Annotated in this window: 20 protein-coding genes; 13 read left to right on the forward strand and 7 right to left on the reverse strand. The window is 54.9% G+C overall.

Going from position 1 to position 20,677, the window contains the following annotated elements:
* Positions 1-8: 8 nt before the first annotated feature.
* Positions 9-599, forward strand: a complete 591-nt coding sequence (locus AC5Q5A_RS10465) for a histidine phosphatase family protein (protein ID WP_417837363.1) — start codon at positions 9-11, stop codon at positions 597-599.
* A complete protein-coding gene (locus AC5Q5A_RS10470) occupies positions 596-1,069 on the forward strand; it encodes a phosphatase domain-containing protein (protein WP_493895225.1) in 474 nt (157 codons plus the stop codon). Before AC5Q5A_RS10465 ends, AC5Q5A_RS10470 begins: the two co-directional genes overlap by 4 nt.
* Positions 1,070-1,118: 49 nt before the next feature.
* Here the strand turns inward: AC5Q5A_RS10470 and msrB are convergent, their stop codons facing one another.
* The 5 genes from msrB to AC5Q5A_RS10495 all read right to left on the reverse strand — a co-directional run bounded on the left by msrB (position 1,119) and on the right by AC5Q5A_RS10495 (position 5,072).
* Entirely contained in the window at positions 1,119-1,559 is a 441-nt protein-coding gene (msrB, locus tag AC5Q5A_RS10475) for a peptide-methionine (R)-S-oxide reductase MsrB (protein ID WP_493895226.1), read from the reverse strand.
* Positions 1,560-1,701: 142 nt separating this feature from the next.
* The gene (locus AC5Q5A_RS10480; RefSeq protein ID WP_493895227.1) at positions 1,702-2,175 is read right to left on the reverse strand and encodes a thermonuclease family protein; all 474 of its coding nucleotides are present in this window, start codon (positions 2,173-2,175) and stop codon (positions 1,702-1,704) included.
* A 15-nt stretch (positions 2,176-2,190) separates the two neighbouring features.
* Positions 2,191-2,745 carry an AAA family ATPase gene (locus tag AC5Q5A_RS10485; RefSeq protein WP_008890503.1) on the reverse strand — a complete coding sequence of 185 codons (555 nt, stop codon included), beginning with the start codon at positions 2,743-2,745 and terminating at the stop codon, positions 2,191-2,193.
* Between the two features lie 180 nt (positions 2,746-2,925).
* Complete coding sequence (locus tag AC5Q5A_RS10490) at positions 2,926-3,990, reverse strand: hypothetical protein (RefSeq protein WP_493895228.1); 1,065 nt, start codon at positions 3,988-3,990, stop codon at positions 2,926-2,928.
* Positions 3,991-4,085: 95 nt separating this feature from the next.
* Positions 4,086-5,072: a LysR family transcriptional regulator gene (locus tag AC5Q5A_RS10495; RefSeq protein ID WP_493895229.1), complete on the reverse strand. Its 987-nt coding sequence runs from the start codon at positions 5,070-5,072 to the stop codon at positions 4,086-4,088.
* A 234-nt stretch (positions 5,073-5,306) separates the two neighbouring features.
* On the opposite strand from AC5Q5A_RS10495, the gene chvE reads away from it, so the two are divergent.
* The 4 genes from chvE (at position 5,307) to araD (ending at position 11,169) form a co-directional block, all read left to right on the forward strand.
* Entirely contained in the window at positions 5,307-6,386 is a 1,080-nt protein-coding gene (chvE, locus tag AC5Q5A_RS10500) for a multiple monosaccharide ABC transporter substrate-binding protein (RefSeq protein ID WP_008890506.1), read from the forward strand.
* 147 nt (positions 6,387-6,533) lie between these two features.
* The gene (gene mmsA / locus AC5Q5A_RS10505) at positions 6,534-8,057 is read left to right on the forward strand and encodes a multiple monosaccharide ABC transporter ATP-binding protein (RefSeq protein ID WP_063088393.1); all 1,524 of its coding nucleotides are present in this window, start codon (positions 6,534-6,536) and stop codon (positions 8,055-8,057) included.
* Positions 8,058-8,067: 10 nt separating this feature from the next.
* On the forward strand, positions 8,068-9,252 hold the full coding sequence (mmsB, locus tag AC5Q5A_RS10510; protein ID WP_008890508.1) for a multiple monosaccharide ABC transporter permease: 1,185 nt from the start codon (positions 8,068-8,070) through the stop codon (positions 9,250-9,252).
* Between the two features lie 168 nt (positions 9,253-9,420).
* On the forward strand, positions 9,421-11,169 hold the full coding sequence (gene araD / locus AC5Q5A_RS10515; protein ID WP_008890509.1) for an L-arabinonate dehydratase: 1,749 nt from the start codon (positions 9,421-9,423) through the stop codon (positions 11,167-11,169).
* Positions 11,170-11,271: 102 nt separating this feature from the next.
* On the opposite strand, the gene AC5Q5A_RS10520 is transcribed toward araD, so the two are convergent.
* Entirely contained in the window at positions 11,272-11,949 is a 678-nt protein-coding gene (locus tag AC5Q5A_RS10520; RefSeq protein WP_493895230.1) for an HAD family hydrolase, read from the reverse strand.
* A gap of 259 nt (positions 11,950-12,208) precedes the next feature.
* Here AC5Q5A_RS10520 and glmU point away from each other — a divergent pair, with 259 nt between their 5' ends.
* The 7 genes from glmU (at position 12,209) to rfbA (ending at position 20,089) form a co-directional block, all read left to right on the forward strand.
* On the forward strand, positions 12,209-13,552 hold the full coding sequence (glmU, locus tag AC5Q5A_RS10525; RefSeq protein ID WP_493895231.1) for a bifunctional UDP-N-acetylglucosamine diphosphorylase/glucosamine-1-phosphate N-acetyltransferase GlmU: 1,344 nt from the start codon (positions 12,209-12,211) through the stop codon (positions 13,550-13,552).
* Positions 13,553-13,633: 81 nt separating this feature from the next.
* Entirely contained in the window at positions 13,634-15,457 is a 1,824-nt protein-coding gene (glmS, locus tag AC5Q5A_RS10530) for a glutamine--fructose-6-phosphate transaminase (isomerizing) (protein ID WP_493895232.1), read from the forward strand.
* A 126-nt stretch (positions 15,458-15,583) separates the two neighbouring features.
* Positions 15,584-16,717, forward strand: a complete 1,134-nt coding sequence (locus tag AC5Q5A_RS10535; RefSeq protein WP_493895233.1) for a hypothetical protein — start codon at positions 15,584-15,586, stop codon at positions 16,715-16,717.
* An 8-nt stretch (positions 16,718-16,725) separates the two neighbouring features.
* A complete protein-coding gene (locus tag AC5Q5A_RS10540; protein ID WP_493895234.1) occupies positions 16,726-17,061 on the forward strand; it encodes a hypothetical protein in 336 nt (111 codons plus the stop codon).
* 179 nt (positions 17,062-17,240) lie between these two features.
* Complete coding sequence (gene rfbB / locus AC5Q5A_RS10545; protein ID WP_493895235.1) at positions 17,241-18,311, forward strand: dTDP-glucose 4,6-dehydratase; 1,071 nt, start codon at positions 17,241-17,243, stop codon at positions 18,309-18,311.
* Positions 18,304-19,215 (forward strand): dTDP-4-dehydrorhamnose reductase, encoded by a 912-nt coding sequence (gene rfbD / locus AC5Q5A_RS10550; protein ID WP_493895236.1) that lies wholly within the window; start codon positions 18,304-18,306, stop codon positions 19,213-19,215. Before rfbB ends, rfbD begins: the two co-directional genes overlap by 8 nt.
* Positions 19,208-20,089, forward strand: a complete 882-nt coding sequence (rfbA, locus tag AC5Q5A_RS10555) for a glucose-1-phosphate thymidylyltransferase RfbA (RefSeq protein ID WP_493895237.1) — start codon at positions 19,208-19,210, stop codon at positions 20,087-20,089. Before rfbD ends, rfbA begins: the two co-directional genes overlap by 8 nt.
* A 6-nt stretch (positions 20,090-20,095) precedes the next feature.
* Here the strand turns inward: rfbA and rfbC are convergent, their stop codons facing one another.
* Positions 20,096-20,653, reverse strand: a complete 558-nt coding sequence (gene rfbC, locus AC5Q5A_RS10560; protein WP_493895238.1) for a dTDP-4-dehydrorhamnose 3,5-epimerase — start codon at positions 20,651-20,653, stop codon at positions 20,096-20,098.
* Between the last annotated feature and the right edge of the window lie 24 nt (positions 20,654-20,677).

Genomic DNA, 20,677 nt, shown 5'->3' on the forward strand with positions numbered 1-20,677 from the left:
GTCCGGTCATGATCTATGCCGCTGAAAAGTTCGATTTTCCCAAACTGCCGTTTGTTTTCATTCGGCACGGGGAAACCGATGCCAACCGGGCGGGCATCATTGCCGGGTCAAACGAACCTCCGCTGAATGAAACCGGGCGCGAACAGGCGGTGGCAATCGCGCCACTGATGGCGATGGCGAAATGGCGTGCAGTTTATGTCAGTCCGCAGGACCGGGCACGCACGACGGCCAATCTGGTGCTGCCGGGTTATGACGCCAGGGTACTTGATGGTCTGCGCGAACGTCATTGGGGCGATCTCGAAGGCCGTCCGATCTCGGAACTTTGCCCGCGCTTTGACACCCCGCCCAATGGCGAGGGGTTTGATGCCATGTGCCAGCGCGTATCCTTTGCCATGCAACAGGCCCTGGCCGAGGTCAGCGATGACCTGACGGTGATCGTTGCTCATTCCGGGGTGGCGCGCTGCATTCTTTACATGACCGGGTTTGAGGCCGATGGCCCGCGTGTGCCCAACGCCACCCCGATCCTGTTCCGCCCGATGGAAATCGGTTGGGAGTATGAAAATTTGACCGAAAACCTGATCAAGGAGATTTCTGCGTGACTGAACCCAAAGCCCGTGATGCGCGTGATGCAGTCGTGTTTGATATGGATGGCACGCTGGCGCATTTTGATGCCGATGCTTTGGGGCATCTGGTTCATGGTGTGGAGAAACAGTGGGATGCGTTCTTTGACGCCATGGACCACGCCAAACCGATTGAAAATATCGAGAAACTGTTGCGCATCCTGCATGCATCCGGCCATGCGATCCTGATCTGTTCGGGCCGCCCGGCGGGCTGGCAGCACCGGTCAGAGGCCTGGCTGCGTGCGCATGATATCCCGTTTGATGGTATGTATCTGCGCCCAATTGACGCCGATCACCGCACCGATGAAGAGGTCAAGGAAGACCTTCTTGCCAAGATCATAGAGGATGGCTTTAACCCGTGGCTGGTGGTCGATGATCGCAGAAGGGTGGTCGATAAATGGCGCGATATGGGGCTTACTTGCCTGCAATGTGCACCGGGTGATTTCTAATCATCATACAAATAAAAAGACCGGCTTCGCACCGGTCTTTTTTGTCTGTTTATTCGAATAAATGACGGTAATCGCCGTATCCTTCGGCCTCAAGATCCTCGATCGCAACAAAGCGAAGGGATGCCGAGTTGATGCAATAACGCAATCCACCGCGATCCTTCGGGCCATCGGGAAAAACGTGGCCAAGGTGGCTGTCGCCATGTTTGGATCGGACTTCAATCCGGCGCATGCCGTGCGTGTTGTCTTCCTTGGCGACGATGTGTTCGGATTGGACAGGCTTCACAAAGCTTGGCCAGCCACAGCCGCTATCGAATTTGTCGCGCGAGGTAAAAAGCGGCTCGCCCGAGACAATATCGACATAAAGCCCGTCTTCCTTATGGTCCCAGAAATCATTGCGAAATGGCGGTTCGGTGCCGCTTTCCTGTGTCACGTAATATTGTTCCGGCGACAGGTCGCGGATGGCATCCGGGTCTTTGTGATACTTGCTCATATTTCGTCACTTAGCCTTCTGAACTTCGGTCTGGCGATTTCCTGTTTGCAAAGATGGTTGGAATATCGCTGTTGTCCAGTGACTTCACACCGAAGTGACATCAAAGGCCAATCTGATCAGCCGTGACACTCAGCCTTGGCACTCAACCTTGGCACCAGGGCTGACGTTTGGTTTTGCCGTCATAGGGGCGGGCGAGGCCGTTTTCGATCAGCTCAAGATCAAGCGGGCTGCCATCAATCTTTACAGACGCCACCACGCGCCCGCCATAGCGACCCCATTCCGGTTCGCAGAACTGCACGGATGTCGCAGCCTTCAGGCGTTGGCGGGCATAGTCCCGCGCCTTTTGCGCCAGTTGCTTTTCACTGTCGCATTGGCCACGCATTTCAGGTGTGTCGACCCCGCGCACGCGCACCGACATATTGGCGATTTCATCCGGCAGGCCAGGAATGGCGACATATATGGTATCGCCGTCATAGGCATAGTTGCCGCGATATTCGCGTAGCGGCCAGTCATAGCAGGCGGCAATGGCCGGCAGGCTGGCGATCATCGCAACTGTGGCCGTGCATGCCATGACGGCACGCTTGGCAAATCGGAATGCGGGTTTGTTTGAGGTCATCTTAGGGCGTGTTTCTTAGAGTTTGAGGCGGGCAAGGATCTGGGCGGCGCGTTGTTCGACCGGGCCTTTACGAATTTCGACCAGTTCATAGCCGCATTCATGATAGGTCCGACACAGCACGACATATGTTCTGACGGCCTCGGAGAAGCTTTGTGTCCGCGCCGCATCGTTTTTGTAGATTTCCGACCAGGGTGGCAGAACGAAAGCAACCCGGTGATAGCGATAGGTATTGATCGCGCGGATCAGATCGGGGTTTTCCGGAAGGCCGCTTAGTCTTCGGTGCGCCAAGGTGTCGGGCAGGCCGCGGTCACAGAAAACCGTGCGCGGATGGTTTTGGATATCTTCCTGCCAGGCACGGATGGAGCGTCGGAACATCAGCCCGGCATAGGCATCATTATCCTCCCACGGCAAGGCGGTGCCGCCGCGTTCAAGCTGCTCTTCAATGATGGCACGCGCCACCTCGGGGCTGGTGTCAAAGCCCCGGTCATCAAGATGATTGATCAATGTGGTTTTGCCCGTACCGGGACCGCCGGTAAGGACAACAAGGTTGGACGTTATGGGTGTTTGCATTCGTGTTCGTGTCTCCGCAAGCACGCCGTTCTGGTCGGGCTTTGCGGCAAGGGGATGGCAATATTGTTGTTGGTTTTGGGTAGTGGCGAGATCTGTATGATCTGCGCAAGACGCGCTTTTACCGGCTTGGCAGGGCAAGTCAACGGCAAAGAAAATGCGGTGCTGCTTGGTTGTCGGGGATTAGACGCAGCCTTCGATCAATGTGATTGCATCGCTGCCAGCATGAATGGCGATGACCGTGCCGTTTTCATCAATCTCAAACCGGATGCCGTGCGTTTTGGCGTCATCCTGCCACCAGGTGACATAGCGCCCGTCCGGGCCAAGATATTCGTTTTCTTCCTCGATTAATGTCTGACCGGCAAAGGCGGCATACACGTCTTCCTTGGTCGATCCGATGGAAAGGCCATTGCGGGTGCGCACGAGGCTTGTGGCAACATCATGTTCGTCACCATAAAGCGACACGCGGGCAAGTTTGCCATCAAGGACCATGTACCCCAGTCCGGACGGATCCAGATCGCGTTGCAAATAGGTGCAGCTTTCATCATCGCCGGCAATAAAGGTATCAAGGTTCGGGCCGATCACGTCGCGCAGTTCATCATCGCTCATGCCGATTTTGGCCGGGCCATAGCCCTGTTCAGACAGGTTGGCGATGCCCGTGGCAATGGCATCGGTAATGACAAGGTCAATGATCGCCGTGCTGCCATCATGGCGGATTTTGCGCGGTGTGACGGTCTGGTGCAGATGGACTTGCGGCCAGCCGTTGCCAGCAATCCAGTCATCTGGGAAAAGCAGGTTGCTTTGCGGTTGCAGGCACAGAAGGTTGGCCTTTTTCAAAACATCCTTGTGGCGCGCCTTAAGCACGAGCGGAATATCCATGCAGATGGTTTGCGGGACATCTTCCATCCAGCTGACCGGGACGCCCGGACCATCGCAATTCTCGGGATCGGGGCGGAGTTCGCAATAGGACGGAACGATATTGTCCATGACGAAATCAAGCCGCATCGGACCTTTGCCCGCTGAAAACACAAGTGTTTCAAGTGCTTCTTCGTTCGGGGCCAGCCACTGAAAATGATTGATCGCCCATGCGCTGCTGGCGCGCATGTCCATGACCGCAAAGGCGGCCGGGCGGTCCATATCGGACATTTCTGCCGTGCTGTCATCGGTCGCACTGGCGTGCGCACCCGATGCGATCAGGGGCGAGACGACGACGAACAGGGCGCTGAGATATCGAAGGCTTGCGGGCATGTTTTACTCTCGGTCACAACATGTCTTGTTTTGTCTCAGAAGCTTACGCCAGTTTTGGAGAGCTTCACAGTGCAAACAATTGCATGACGATCAGCCTAGCCATGCGGTTTTTCGATGCGTGCAAGAATATGATCGGAAACCAGTTGTGCCGAGGGTGAAAGCCGATGGCCGCGCGCGGTGATCAGGCTATAGGGTTTGATTTCAATCCCACCATCAAAGGGCAGTTCGGTAATCAGCCCGCCACTGGTCAGAAGGGTTGTGACTTCCTCGGCCATCGGGGCGATGGCATTGGTGTCCGAAAGGGTCGCCAGCGTCACCAGAAGGGATGCGGAGTTCAAACTCGAATGCGGCAAGGGCAGGTGGCGCGAAATAAACACATCTTCGATCGTGCGGCGCATCAGGTTGCCAGGTGGCGGCAAAATCCATTCGAACTGGGCAAGGCGGGCAAGGGTGATCGGCTTGTTGCTTTCAAGCAGCGGATGACCGGTGCGCACCATCAGGCGGATTTTCTCGCTCCTGATTTCGCGGATGTTAAACAGGCGCGGGTCCATGTCCTCGGGCACGCGGCCAATGACAAAGTCATGATCACCAGCCAGCAGATCCTTGATCAGCAAATGCGAAGGTCCAACCCCGACATGGGCCTCAAGCAAGGAGTTGACGGCCTGGACACTTCGGATGGCGGGCACCACCAGTTCAACGGCCGCTGCGGTCACAGCCCCGATGAAGACGGTACCGCCACCATGTTTGATATCCTCGATCTCGCGTTCGGCTTCGCGGATTTCAATCAGCATACTGCGCGCGCGTCTGGCAAGGGCGCGTCCGGCATTGGTCATCTCGATCCCGCGCGCACTGCGGACACATAACCGCGCCTCAAGGATGGTTTCCATCTCAGACAATAGTCTAGAGGCCGCCGGTTGGGATGTCTTGAGCATGTCAGCCGCCAGACTGATCTGACCGGTCTCTTCCATCGCGACAATCATGCGCAGGTGACTAAGCTTAAGCCCCCTCTGAAACAGGTTGCCAGAGCGGAAAAGCAGGGATTTGGCAGAACTGAGCGGGAGCAGATTGGATGTCTTGGCCATAATGGATTCCTCCGGTATGGCGTGATTTTAGTATATCAATTTTGATATGCAAGTTTCGAAAATGTTTATTTGATTGTTATGTAGGGCGTCTGAATAATGGCGCCGTGTCCTTTGGGAAATAGGATGCAATATCAATTGAAAACAAAGACACGACGTATGCAGGTCACGAATGCCTGTGAAAGTCGGGCGTAAAGAATAATGGCATGTATGCCGTGTCTTTTAGGGAGGATAGCTATGAAACGTCTCGGTGCCGTAATGGCAGGGGTCGCCTTTGGCGCGGCCGCAATGATGAGCCCGATGATTTCCGGCGGTTACGCCCATGCCGATGAAAAAGGCTATGTCGGGATCGCAATGCCCACCAAATCTTCGGCACGTTGGATTTCCGACGGAAATTCCATGGTCGAGCAGTTTGAAGCTGCCGGCTATAAAACCGATCTTCAGTACGCAGAAGACGATATTCCCAACCAGCTGTCCCAGATCGAAAACATGATCGTTAAGGGCGTCGACGTCCTAGTGATCGCGGCGATTGACGGTACCACGCTTTCGAATGCGCTGGAAAACGCAGCAGCAGCAGGCATCAAGGTTTTTGCCTATGACCGCCTGATCGTTGAAAGCCCGAATGTCGATTATTATTCCACCTTCGATAACTTCCAGGTCGGCGTCCAACAGGCCACCTCGCTGGTTGATGGCCTGATTGAATCGGGTGAGCCGCCCTATAATGTTGAACTGTTCGGCGGTTCGCCGGACGATAACAACGCATACTTCTTCTATAACGGTGCGATGTCGATCCTGCAGCCGCTGATCGACGAAGGGACCATCGTGATCAAATCCGGCCAGATGGGCATGGACACGGTCGGTACCCTGCGTTGGGATGGTGCGGTTGCCCAGGCCCGTATGGATAACCTTCTTTCGGCACATTACACCGACGAAGAAGTCGATGGTGTTCTGTCGCCGTATGACGGGCTGTCGATTGGTATCCTCTCCTCGCTTAAAGGCGTTGGTTACGGTTCCGGCGATATGAAAATGCCGATCGTGACCGGTCAGGATGCGGAACTGCCGTCGGTCAAGTCGATCTTGGCTGGTGAACAGTATTCCACCATCTTCAAGGATACCCGTGAACTTGCACGCGTGACCGTTTCGATGGTGGACAGTGTCCTTGCAGGCGAAAAGCCGACCATCAACGACACCAGCACTTACGACAACGGTGTGAAGGTTGTTCCTTCCTACCTGCTTGAGCCGATCATGGTTGATAAATCCAACTGGGAAGAAATCCTTATTGGTTCAGGCTATTACACCAAAGACGAAGTGCAATAAGCGCTTAGGCATTGAAGGTCCCGGCGTTTGCGCCGGGGCCGCTTTTCTTAAGGTTTCTAGGGCAACTCGCCCGACTGGTTTCCAGGAAAACAAAGACCAAAGCAGACGAAGACGCCGTTGCAGTGTCAATGGCAGTGGGAGGACCGGATGGATACCATCCTGGAAATGAAGAACATCACCAAGACCTTCCCGGGTGTGAAGGCACTGGATGATGTCAGCCTCAAAGTTGAACGCGGGGAAATCCACGCGCTTTGTGGCGAAAACGGTGCAGGTAAATCCACCCTGATGAAGGTGCTGAGCGGTGTTTATCCGCACGGAACCTATGAAGGTGACATCCTTTATGATGGCGGGGTGCAGGAATTCAAGGATATCCGCGACAGTGAAGAACGCGGGATCATCATTATTCACCAGGAACTGGCACTTGTGCCGTTGCTGTCGATTGCCGAAAACATTTTTCTGGGCAACGAAATCAGCGAAAATGGCGTGATCAACTGGCCGGCGACCTTTGCGCGCACCGGTGAGTTGCTGTCAAAAGTCGGTTTGAAAGAAAACCCGGCGACGTTGGTCACCAATATCGGGGTTGGCAAACAGCAACTGGTCGAAATCGCCAAGGCGCTTTCGAAAAAAGTGAAGCTGCTGATCCTGGATGAGCCGACTGCGAGCTTGCAGGAAAATGACAGCCAGAAGCTGCTCGATCTGTTGCTGGAATTCAAGGCGCAGGGCATTACCTCGATCCTGATTTCGCATAAGCTCAATGAAATCAACCGGGTGGCAGACCGCATCACGGTTATCCGCGATGGCAAGGCGATTTCGACCCTTGATGCGCGCGGTGGCAACATTACCGAAGACCATATCGTCAAGGACATGGTCGGGCGCGATATGGCGCACCGCTATCCGGAACGCACGCCAAGTATCGGTTCAGGAAAGCTGATGGAGGTCCGCAACTGGTCGGCAACCCATCCGCTGCATCCCGAACGCAAGGTCGTTGATAATGTCAGCATTGATGTTGCGGCCGGTGAAGTTGTGGGCATCGCAGGCCTGATGGGCGCTGGTCGGACCGAACTCGCCATGAGCATCTTTGGTCAGTCCTATGGCACTGATATTTCCGGTGAAGTCCTGATCAATGGCACGCCGGTCGATGTATCGACCGTGGAAAAGGCGATTGCATCGGGACTGGCCTATGTCACCGAAGACCGTAAGGAAATGGGTCTGATCCTTGAAGAAAGCATCACGACCAACATTACGCTGGCGAACTTGCCGGGTGTTTCGGAAAACGGTGTTCTCAATGACGGCGCGGAACGATCCGTTGCCGAGGAATACCGGGAAAAAATCAACATTCGAACGCCTAATGTCGCACAGAAGGTGATGAACCTTTCGGGCGGCAACCAGCAGAAAGTCGTTTTGTCAAAATGGCTGTTTGCGGCACCCGAAGTGCTCATTCTTGATGAGCCGACGCGCGGCATTGATGTCGGGGCGAAATACGAGATTTATACGATTATCAACCAACTGGCAGCCGACGGTAAGGGGGTCATCATGATCTCGTCGGAAATGCCGGAGCTTCTGGGCATGTGCGATCGCATCTACGTCATGAACGAAGGTGAGATCAAAGGACAGCTTGCGGCGAAAGACGCAAGCCAGGAAGCAATCATGCGCATGATCCTGAAAGGCTGAGGAACAGACAATGACGGATACTGAAACCAAATCAATCGGCTACTATCTGCGCACCCACATTCGTGAATACGGCATGGTTGTCGCGCTGGTTGCCATTCTGGCCTTCTTCCAGGTCCTGACCGACGGCATCATGCTCAAGCCGGTCAACCTGACCAACTTGTTCCTGCAAAACAGCTATATCATCATCATGGCTGTTGGCATGTTGCTGGTGATTGTTGGCGGCAATATTGACCTTTCGGTCGGCTCTGTCGTTGGCTTCATCGGTGCGCTGGCGGCGGTGATGATCGTCAATTGGGACTTGCCAACCGTTCTGGTCGTCCCGGTCTGCCTGATTGCCGGGGCCATCATTGGTGCGGCCCAAGGGTATTGGGTAGCCTATTGGCGCATTCCGTCCTTTATTGTGACGCTGGCGGGGATGCTGGTGTTCAAGGGCTTGACGCTAGCACTTCTGGGCGGGGCATCGGTTGGTCCGTTCCCCGACAGCTTCCAGGCGATGTCGTCGGGCTTTATCCCGGACTTCTTTGGTGGTCTGATCGAAGGACGTTTTAACGTCTTTTCGATGACGCTGGGTGTGGTTCTGGCGGCATTGCTGCCGATCCTTGGTCTGCGTTCGCGCGCCAAGCAGGAGAAGTTTGCCGCGGTCGAAGAACCGATGGCCGTATTTGTCATCAAACATGCGGTGGCGGGGATTGCGATCCTGTTTGTGACCTATCTGCTGTCGACCTATCGCGGATTGCCAAACATTCTGGTGATCATGGCGGTTCTGATTGCGATCTTTACCTTCATCACCAACTCGACCACTTTGGGCCGTCGTATCTATGCGCTCGGCGGGAATGAAAAAGCAGCCAAGCTTTCGGGTATTAACACCAAGCGCCTGACCTTCTTTACCTTTGCCAATATGGGCATGTTGGCCGCCCTTGCCGGGCTGGTTTTTGCCGCCCGTCTGAATACGGCAACGCCAAAGGCCGGTCTTGCGTTTGAGCTTGACGTTATTGCCGCTGTCTTTATTGGTGGCGCGTCGATGTCAGGCGGTGTTGGCAAGGTCATTGGTGCCGTCGTTGGCGCATTGATCATGGGTGTCATGAATAACGGGATGTCGATTATCGGTGTCGGTATTGACTGGCAGCAGGTGATCAAGGGCCTCGTGCTTTTGGCGGCTGTGATCCTCGACGTCTACAACAAAAACAAGGCGTAACAACACGATGGCGCGGAACGATACGCATCGGGGGCACACCAACCGGTTTCACCATAATTGGTTTATGGCGCTGGTTGCTGATGCGTGTCGTTCAAAGTCCTGTGTGCGGCCATCCCAACCGCACATCACCGGATCCGTCACGATAATAAGTCAAAAAGGAAAACGGGCATGACGAAGTTCAAACCGGCACCCTGGCCGCGCACCCTCCGCTCGCAAGAGGGATGGTTCGGCGGAACCAGCAAGGACAATATCTATCACCGCAGCTGGATGAAGAACCAGGGCTTGCCATCGGATCTGTTTGACGGACGTCCGGTGATTGGCATTTGTAACACCTGGTCGGAACTGACCCCGTGTAATGCCCATTTGCGCGATCTGGCAGAGCGCGTCAAACACGGGATTTACGAGGCCGGTGGTCTCCCGCTTGAATTCCCGGTGTTTTCCACTGGTGAAAGCACGCTGCGCCCGACTGCGATGATGTTCCGTAACCTGGCCTCGATGGATGTCGAGGAAATGCTGCGCGGAACCCCGCTTGATGGCGTTGTCCTGATGGTCGGCTGTGATAAAACAACCCCGTCGCTTCTGATGGGCGCGGCCAGTGTCGACATTCCGGCGATTGTTGTCACCGGCGGCCCGATGCTTAATGGCAAATGGCGTGGCGAGGATATCGGGTCAGGCACATCGCTTTGGCAGCTTTCCGAGGACCGCAAGGCCGGCAAGATCAGCACCGAAGATTTCCTTGAAGCAGAAATTGCCATGTCGCGGTCGCCGGGCTCGTGCAACACCATGGGTACCGCATCGACCATGGCCAGCATGGCCGAGGCGCTTGGTATGGCGCTTTCGGGTAATGCGGCCATTCCGGCCGTCGACAGCCGCCGTCGCGTGATGGCGCACATCACCGGTCGCCGTATCGTTCAGATGGTCAAGGATGACCTGAAGCCGTCTGATGTTATGACCAAGGAAGCGTTCGAGAACGCCATCCGGGTCAATGGCGCAATCGGTGGTTCGACCAATGCGGTTATTCACCTGCTTGCCATTGCCGGACGTGTCGGCATCGATCTGTCGCTTGATGACTGGGATCGGTTGGGCCGTGATATCCCGACGATTGTCAATTTGCAGCCGTCTGGTGACTACCTGATGGAGGAATTCTTCTATTCCGGTGGTCTGCCTGTGGTGATCAAGGCACTGGCAGAGGCTGGCAAGCTTCATAACGATGCCCTGACCGTATCGGGTGAAACCATGTGGGAACAGGTCAAGGATGTCCGCAACTGGAACGAAGATGTCATTCGCCCGTTCGAAAAGGCCCTGACCGCCAGTGGCGGCATTGCCGTTGTCAAAGGCAACTTGGCACCGAATGGTGCGGTCCTGAAACCGTCGGCTGCAACCCCGGAACTTCTGACCCATCGTGGGCGGGCTGTGGTGTTTGAAGATATCGATGACTACAAGGCCAAGATCTATGACGAGGACCTTGATATCGATGAAACCTGCATCATGGTTCTGAAAAACTGCGGCCCGAAAGGCTATCCGGGCATGGCAGAGGTTGGCAATATGGGCCTGCCGCCCAAGGTGCTGCGCAAGGGCATCACCGACATGGTCCGTATTTCAGATGCCCGCATGAGCGGTACGGCCTACGGCACGGTAGTGCTTCATACCTCGCCCGAGGCCGCGGCAGGCGGGCCGTTGGCCGTCGTTAAGAATGGCGACATGATCGAACTTGATGTCCCTAACCGTCGCCTGCATCTCGATATCAGCGATGAAGAGCTGGCCCAGCGCCTGAAAGACTGGAAAAACAGCGTTCCGGTCCCGGAAAGCGGCTATGCCTCGCTCTATTACAAATCGGTCATTGGTGCCGATCGCGGGGCCGACTTCGACTTCCTCGTCGGTCATCGCGGCAAGGCAATTCCGAAGGACAGTCACTGATTGATCTTGCCGGGATTTGATTTCCGATCACATGTCGCTGGGGGGTGACATGTGATACACGCCAGACCGGCCAGCATTGAATTGCTGGCCGGTTTTGGTTTGTCAGGCCCGATCAATAATGCCGTTTATCGCCGATACAAGGTCGGCATAGCCGGTCACAACCGCGTCTGCGCCAAGCGATTTGGCACGCGTATCATCGACTTCCATCGCAACGGCAATCGCATAAATGTCGGCAGCACGGGCCGCATTTACATCATTGGCGTGATCGCCGACCATGATTGCGGTATCCGCATTCCGATCAAAGCCAAGCTGACCCAGCACAAAGCCAAGGAAACGACCATCGGGCTTTTTGACATCAAAGCTGTCCCCGCCAGCGATGATGCTGAACAGATCGGCAACGCCAAGCTTGGTCAGGATTGCCTTGCACGGGGCTTCGGGCTTGTTCGACGCCAGCGCAATCGTCCAGCCATCTGATTTCAGTTGGCGCAGGACTGTTTCGGCGTTTTCAAACAGGCGGGTATAGGCGTAGTCGGTTTCGACATAGCGCGCGTTGAAATCGATATTAAGCTCGTCAAGCATCGCATCCGTGGGCTCCGATCCGCGTGCGGCAAAGGCGCGCTTGGTCAGCATCCATGTGCCATCCCCCAGCATGACCTCGATATCATGGCGAACAAGCGCTTCATGACCATGGGCGGCCAGCAAATCATTCATCGCAAACAGGATGTCATCGACCCCGTCAATCAGGGTGCCATCAAGGTCGAACAGAATGAATTTGGCCATCGGGTGGGGCTCCTTGGATGTGAATTGGCAGCAGTGGTGACAAGTGCAGCATGGTTTATAGGAACTTAACGGAAACCGTGCCATTAACAATCGGTAACATCTGCTAACAGCCGGTAACAAAACGTGATTCTTTATGGGCTTTTGCTGCCCGGGAATATGTTCTAAGACTTGCTGCTAACGGGAATATTTGCATCACACTTCATCGTGATGGTGCCTGCAAAGGGGATGCTGCGGAATGGCGCAGCCAACAGGGTTATAAATGTCGCTTGAACTAAGTGTTGTTGTTTTGGCCGCCGGGATGGGCACGCGCATGAAAAGCGCACTGCCCAAAGTCATGCACAAGGTCGCGGGCAAGCCGATGGTGGGGCATGTAGTTGACACCGCAGCCCACCTGAAGGCCGCAAAGACCATGGTCGTTGTTGGTCCGGATATGCCGGATCTGATCAAGACCGTTGCCCCGCATCCGACCTTTGAACAAACAGATCGCCTTGGCACTGCGCACGCCGTTCTTGCTGCCAAGGATGGCTTGAAGGGCCTTACGGGCAATGTTTTGGTGCTTTATGCTGACAGCCCGCTTTTTGCCGCTGAAACACTGGCGCGCCTTGTCGCAGCCCGTGAAGAAAATGATCATGCCGTTGCGGTTCTGGGTTTCCGGCCAGAAGACCCGACCGGTTATGGCCGTTTGGTCACAGATCAGAATGGCAACCTGACCGCGATTGTCGAGGACAAGGAATGCAACGACGCGCAGCGTCAGATCAATTTCTGCAATTCCGGTGTGATGTGTTTCCGGGCAGAAGACATGATCGCAACCCTTGAGGCGATTGATAACGCCAACGCCAAGGGTGAATATTACCTGACCGATGCGGTCGAAGTGGCGCAAAAGAACGGCCAGAGCTGTGTCGCGGTCGAAGTGGACGAGGCCGAGACGCTTGGCGTCAATTCCCGCACCCAGTTGGCCGTGGCCGAGGCCATCCTGCAAAATCGCCTGCGCGAAGCCGCGATGGCAGAGGGTGCTACGTTGGTTGATCCGGCGTCCGTGTTTTTCAGTGCCGATACCAAGCTTGGCCGTGATGTCATTGTTGAGCCGAATGTTGTCTTCGGGCCCGGTGTGACCGTAGGCGACAATGTCGTGATCAAGGCGTTCAGCCATCTTGAAAGCTGTGTCGTTGGCGATGGTGCCGATATCGGGCCTTATGCGCGCTTGCGGCCGGGGGCAGAAATCGGGGCCGGGGCACGGGTTGGCAACTTTGTGGAGATCAAGAAGGCCGTGCTTGAGGCCGGGGCCAAGGTCAATCACCTGAGCTATATCGGGGATGCCCGTGTCGGTGCCAAGGCCAATATCGGTGCCGGTACGATCACTTGTAACTATGACGGCTTCCGCAAACAGCATACCGACATCGGGGCAGGGGCGTTTATTGGCTCCAACTCGTCGCTTGTCGCACCTGTCGAGATTGGCGATGGCGCGATTGTTGGCGCGGGCAGCACGATCACCGGTAAGGTCGAAGCAGATGCATTGACCCTGACCCGGGCCGAACGGATCGAGAAAAAGGGCTGGGCGGTCAAGTTTCGCGAAAAAATGCGCGCACTGACCGGCAAGAAATAGGCCAAAACAAAGATTTTGAAATTGCCACTCGCCATCCGGGTGGCCAGACGACACGCGATATAAAGCAGGAAGAAAACCAATATGTGCGGCATTATCGGGATTATCGGCAAAGACAGCGTCAGCGAACGTATTCTGGAAGGGCTCAAACGCCTTGAATATCGTGGCTATGACAGTGCCGGCATTGCAACGCTGGTCAATGGCGATATCGAACGCCGCCGCGCCGAAGGCAAGCTGATCAATCTGGCCAAGCGTCTGGCGGACGAACCGCTTGCCGGTGATGTTGGTATTGGCCACACCCGCTGGGCGACCCATGGTGTTCCGACCGAAAACAATGCCCATCCGCATACCGATGGCAAGGTTGCCGTGGTTCATAACGGCATCATCGAAAACTTTCAGGAAATCAAGGCGGAGCTTTCTGCCAAGGGCCGCGTGTTTGCAACCGATACCGACACCGAAGTGGTCGTGCATCTGGTATCCGACTTCCTTGATCAGGGTAAATCCCCGCGTGACGCCGTTGCCGCCACTTTGCATCGCATCGAAGGGGCCTTTGCCCTGGTGATCATGATTGCCGGACAGCATGACGTGATCTTTGGCGCGCGTCGCGGCACGCCGCTTGCCGTTGGTCTGGGCGAGGGCGAGATGTATCTTGGATCGGACGCCATGGCGCTGTCGCACCTGACCAACAAGCTGATTTACCTTGAAGAAGGCGACTGGGTCGAAATGACCCGCGATAGCGTTCAGGTCCGCGATGAAAATGACGAGGATGTCACCCGCGAAACCAAGCTTTCGGCCGTTTCCGGTGCGATGATGGGCAAGGGCAACTATAATCACTTCATGCAGAAGGAAATCTTCGAACAGCCAGCGGTGATTGGCGATACCCTGCATGCCTTCATCAATCCGGCGACCCAGACCATCAAGCTGCCGGACATGCCGTTTTCCTTTGCCGATGCATCGCGCCTGACGATTGTCGCTTGCGGGACGTCCTATTACGCCGGTTTGGTGGCAAAGCACTGGGTGGAACGCTATGCCGGTCTGGGCGTCGATGTCGATGTGGCATCCGAATTCCGCTATCGCTGCCCGCCGCTGCCAAAGGGCGGTGTTGCCCTGTTCATCTCGCAGTCGGGCGAGACGCTTGATACCCTGGCTGCCCTTCGCTACGCCAAATCCAAGGGCCAGAAGATCGTTTCCATCGTCAACGTGCCCGAAAGCACGATTGCGCGCGAAAGTGACGTGGTGCTTCTGACCTATGCCGGTCCGGAAATCGGTGTTGCTTCGACCAAGGCGTTCACCACACAGCTTACGGTTTTGGCCTGCCTTGCAGTCACCATTGGTCGCGAAAACGGCACGCTTGCCAAGGACGAGGAAGCGGCAATCGTAACGGCCCTGACCGAAGTGCCCAAACACGCCGCCGAAGTGCTTCATCATGACGAAGCGCTCAAACAACTTGCCCTTGATGTCGCCGATGCGCGTGACGTGCTGTATCTTGGCCGTGGTCTTGGTTATCCGATCGCGATGGAAGGGGCGCTCAAGCTCAAGGAAATTTCCTATATCCACGCCGAAGGGTACGCCGCTGGTGAAATGAAGCACGGCCCGATTGCCCTGATTGATCAGTCGGTTCCGATCATTGTCATTGCGCCGTCGGATGAGCTGTTTGAAAAGACTGCCTCAAACATGCAGGAAGCGGCGGCACGTGGTGGCCGGGTGATCTTTATTTCCGATGCGCCGGGGCTTGCCAAGCTGGGCGATATGGCCTCTGCCACGGTTGAGCTGCCCAAGGTTGCCGACTTCGTCGCACCGATCCTTTACACCATCCCGGTGCAGATGCTGGCCTATCATGTTGCGGTTCACAAAGGCACCGATGTCGATCAGCCACGCAACCTTGCGAAGTCAGTTACGGTCGAATAGTGCCGATCAACCTGTTCTCGGAAAGGTGAAATCGGGTTTGGGCGCGGTCGGGCTACCATGTCGCCTTTCGAGACTATAATTGCCCCATCGCATGATGAAGGCTGTTCATCAGATGGAAGGTTTTGCATGATCATACCGCGCTTTTTGTTTGCCGCACTTGCTGTTTCCTTGGGCGCTTTGTCGGGATGTACCGGTTTGACGCCTGATACGGTTAACCTTGAGTCGATGTCGTGCGAAGATCGACTATCCTATGTCGATGCGGTGGTGAGCGATGACGCGGTACAAAGTGCGTCGGCATCCCCGGTTGTGGGGTATCCTTTCCTGCGGGCCAACCGAAATTCTGTCTTGATGGCGCGGCAGCTTGATGCGGATGGGGATGGCAAAGTTGATCGCGCTGATCAATGGGACGCGCTGATTTTGCAAATGCGTGGCCTTGACCGGGCGGCGCGGCAAAGTGAAATCGCCAATCTTCCGGCATCATCGGGCATTTCGTATGAGGCGGTGGAAAACTGTGCCAACGCCATGGTTGCATCCATGACACCCGATCAGTATCAGACACTTTTACCCGCTGTCTTCGTGCCCGATGATTACCTTGATTTTCAACGTATCGCCGGTCTTTATCCCTTAACCGCCTTTCCGGCCTATTTCGGCTATGAGGGTTGGAAGCAGAAGAATTTCGCAAGCTTTGCAGCCAGCGATAATAACCTGATCCATTCTGGGGCATGGCGTGAATATACGGTGGCGTCATCTGAGCCAGGCCGTTTCGATGTTGCAGATATTGACCAGGATGCCTTGGGTCAATTGCGGCCAGGCGAAGATGAACTTGAAAATCTGGCGCAGGCCTATGCCCCGGTATTTCGTGTGCGGGCGGGAAGTGACAGTGACAAGGTCGGGCGACCAACCCTGCTGGCGCGGGGTGCCCTGGCGACGATCGATACCGATAATCCGACGGTGTATTACCGGCTGAGCCATACCTATTTTGCCGGACGTTGGCGGCCACAAATCGTTTATGAAATCTGGTTCCCGGAACGCCCGCCCAGCAGCCCATTTGATATCCTAGCTGGGCATTTGGACGCGCTGATCTGGCGGGTAACACTGGATGACGATGGTTCGCCGTTGATGCCGATACGATCCATGGCTGCGGCTGTTACCACATGTTTTTCCCAAGCAACGGTTTGCAGCGCATTAGTGCCCCAGAGGATCACGACATTCGCGAAACAGTGGAAATGCCCGCCGGTTACCTCGCATCATCCATATTGAACGGCCCCGTGCTTTGGATTGACAAGACCAGCCATTATCTGCTGGACGTCACTGGTGCGGCGACGGGTCAATCGGATGCGGATATTGCCAGACAAACCGCAGTGCTGCGCCCCGCGCAGGAACTTGGCCATTTACTGCTGCTAAACGGGCAGGGCAACGCAAGCCTTTTTGATGAAGACGGATTTGTACCGGGTACGGAGAGGTTGGAACGCTTTATCCTGTGGCCGATGGGTGTGGATAAACCCGGTGCGATGCGCCAGTGGGGACACCATGCCACGGCATTTGTCGGAAGACGGCATTTTGACGAAGCCAAACTGATGGATCGCTATTTCATCAAACGCTGAGATAAGTGGGCGACCTGCGTGCAATTTTGATTTGAAATTTTGGCCGGTTTCGGCAAGAGGGCTTCATGAGAACGTCTTCTTTGCAATAAGTTAACCGAAGGTTCGACACTATCGTTTGCGCAATGTAATCTCGTAGTGACGACGTCGGTTCCAAGCCACAAATTTTCAATGAGAGCAAAATGAAAGTTATCGTGACGGGCGGTGCAGGTTTTATCGGGTCTGCTGTTTGTCGGCTGATGACCGGGTTGAAGGGCTATGAAGTCCTTAATATCGATAAACTGACCTATGCGGGTGATCTGCGGACGTTGGCGTCGATTTCCGCACGCGATAACTACCATTTTGCCCATCAGGACATCTGCAACCGGGACGCCATCGTCAAGCTGTTCGATGAATTCCAGCCGGAGGCGGTGATGCATCTGGCGGCGGAAAGTCATGTTGATCGCTCGATCGACGGACCAGGTGATTTTATTCAGACCAATGTGGTTGGCACGTTTACCTTGCTTGACGTTGCACGTGCATATTTCGATAAGCTGCCGGCGGATAAACGTTCACAATTTCGGTTCCACCATATCTCGACCGATGAGGTTTATGGATCGCTTGGCAGCGAAGGGCTGTTCACCGAAGAGACGGCTTATGCCCCGACTTCCCCTTATTCTGCCAGCAAGGCGAGTTCGGATCATCTGGTGCAGGCTTGGCACCATACTTATGGATTGCCCATCGTCATCAGCAATTGTTCCAACAATTACGGTCCTTATCAGTTCCCGGAAAAACTCATTCCGCTGATGTCGCTCAACCTGCTGCATGGCAAGAAGCTTCCGGTTTATGGCGAGGGCCTGAATACGCGCGACTGGCTGCATGTCGAAGATCATGCCGAGGCCTTGGTCAAGATCCTGACCGAGGGTCGCATTGGCGAGAAATACAATGTTGGCGGTTGTAACGAGCTGACCAACATCGACGTCGTCAAACGCATATTTGATACGGTACAAGAGATCGTGCCCGACATCTCGTTCGAAAGTTTTGACGAAGCGGTTACGTACGTGAAAGACCGCCCCGGCCACGATTGGCGCTATGCCATCGATCCGACCAAAATGCAGAATGAGTTGGGGTGGAAGCCGAAATACGATTTCGAAACCGGCCTTCGTCAAACCATTGAGTGGTATGTGAATAATCGCGACTGGTGGGAGCCGATTCTAAAGAACAAATATGCAGGCGAACGTCTGGGAAGTGCCAAGGGGCAGGCCGATGCCTAAAATACTGGTATTCGGCAAAAATGGTCAACTTGCCAGATGTCTGGCTGCATCTGCGCATGAATTTCCCGATGCGCAACTGACCTTTTTTGGTCGGGAAGAATGTGACCTTGAGGATGCTTCCCAAATCGAGCCCGTTATCGACCGCGTGCAACCGGATATTGTTGTTAATGCCGCCGCCTACACCGCCGTTGATTTGGCCGAGCAACAAGAAGATATCGCGTTCAAGGTTAACTGCGATGCGGTTCGCGCAATCGCGGAAACCCTTGCGAAGCGATCCATCCCGCTGATCCACGTTTCGACGGATTATGTTTTCGACGGGAAGGGAACGAGGCCTTATCGCGAGGAAGATGCGGTCTCGCCCCTGGGTGTTTACGGTAACAGCAAGCTTGCGGGTGAGGTTGCTGTTCGCGAGGCGCATCAAAAGCACCTTATAGTGCGGACATCCTGGGTCTACAGCCAGTTTGGCAAAAACTTCGTCAAAACGATGCTCAATCTCATGGCGCAAAGGGATGAGGTTCGAATTGTCGACGACCAGACCGGGTGCCCGACAAGCGCCCATGATTTGGCACATGCGATTCTGGAGCTTTGTGGTGCGGCGACCTCTGCAGAGTTTGATAAATTCGGCACCTATCACCTGACGTCAGATCAAGAAATGACGTGGTTTGAGTTTGGCAAGAGCATTCACAAGATCGCTTTGCAGGAATGGGGTGAGGATTGGAAAGGCAAAGACTGTGTGGTTTTGCCAATCAAGTCCTCGGAATTTCCAACTGCTGCAAAAAGGCCGGAATACTCTGTGCTGTCTTGCAGGCTTATCAATGATACGTTTGGTATCAAGTTGCCAAATGTTGAGGACAGCCTGATGGCTGTTATCAGAGGGCTTGGGAAGGAAAATGCGGATGCGTAAAGGGATCATACTGGCAGGCGGGACAGGATCACGGTTGCACCCTTCGACACTGGTTGTCTCCAAGCAGTTGCAGCCTGTCTATGACAAGCCGATGATCTATTATCCGCTGACCACACTGATGCTGGCGGGAATCACAGACATCCTGATTATCAGCACGCCCCGCGATGTGCCGCTGTTCAAAGATCTGCTCGGTGATGGTTCGAAATGGGGGATCGGCCTTCAATATGCGGTTCAGCCTGAACCCCGCGGCCTTGCCGATGCGTTTATTGTCGGTGCGGATTTTGTTGGGAACGATCCGTGTTGTCTGATTTTGGGAGACAATATTTATTTCGGGCATGACCTGACCGAACTGCTGAGCAGAGCCACGGCGCAACGCGACGGCGCGACGGTCTTTGCCTATTACGTTCAGGATCCCGAACGGTATGGCGTGGTCGAGTTTGACCGGGATGGTGTGGCCCTGGATATCGAGGAAAAACCGGAACATCCCAAATCGAACTTCGCCGTAACCGGCTTGTATTTTTACGATTCAGATGTTGTCGACATCGCCAAATCAATCAAACCGTCCAAGCGTGGCGAACTTGAAATTACCGACGTCAACAAGGCTTACCTTAAACGTGGCACGCTCAAGGTCGAGAAGATGGGCAGGGGTTATGCCTGGCTGGATACGGGAACGCATGCGGCAATGCTTGATGCCGCCAATTTCGTCCGTACCGTCGAGAGCCGCCAAAGCCTCAAGATTGCCTGTCCTGAAGAAATCGCGCTGAGAAAGGGCATGATCTCGGTCGAGCAGTTTGAAAAGCTGATAAGCGAGTTTGGCGCAAGCTCTTACAAGGTATATCTCCAGACGGTTCTAAAAACCTACGATATCCTTTAAGTGGGACTAGAATACCGGGTTCTCGCGATAGCTCGCAAAACTCATGGCTTTCTCGTCTTTTGCCGACAATGTGACCTGGCTTTCGTCAAACGGCCAGTCGATGCCAAGGTCCGGATCATTCCACATGATCGCACGTTCGCTTTCCGGAGCATAAGGTGCTGATACCTTGTAGTTCACTTCCGTATCGGGCTCGAGCGTGACAAAGCCGTGGGCGAAACCGGCGGGAATGAATATCTGGTTCCAGTCATCTGCACTGATTTCAGTGGAAACCCATTTCCCGAACGTCTTTGACTTGGCGCGAATGTCGACGGCGACATCCAGAATGCGGCCTCTGATGACCCGAACCAGCTTGTCTTGGGCAAAGGGCGGACATTGAAAATGCAGTCCTCGCAATACGCCGACATTGCTCGATAAAGAGTGATTGTCCTGCACGAACTGTGGATCGATGCCAGCTTTGGCAAAGGCTTCCAGATTATAGGTTTCAGAGAAAAAACCCCGCTCATCGCCAAATTTCTTCGGGAAGATCAGCTTAAGATCGGGAATTTCCAGCTCTTCAAATTGCATCCGTGCTGCCTTGTGCAGGGTAAA

The organism is Thalassospira sp. CA1 (assembly GCF_059052855.1).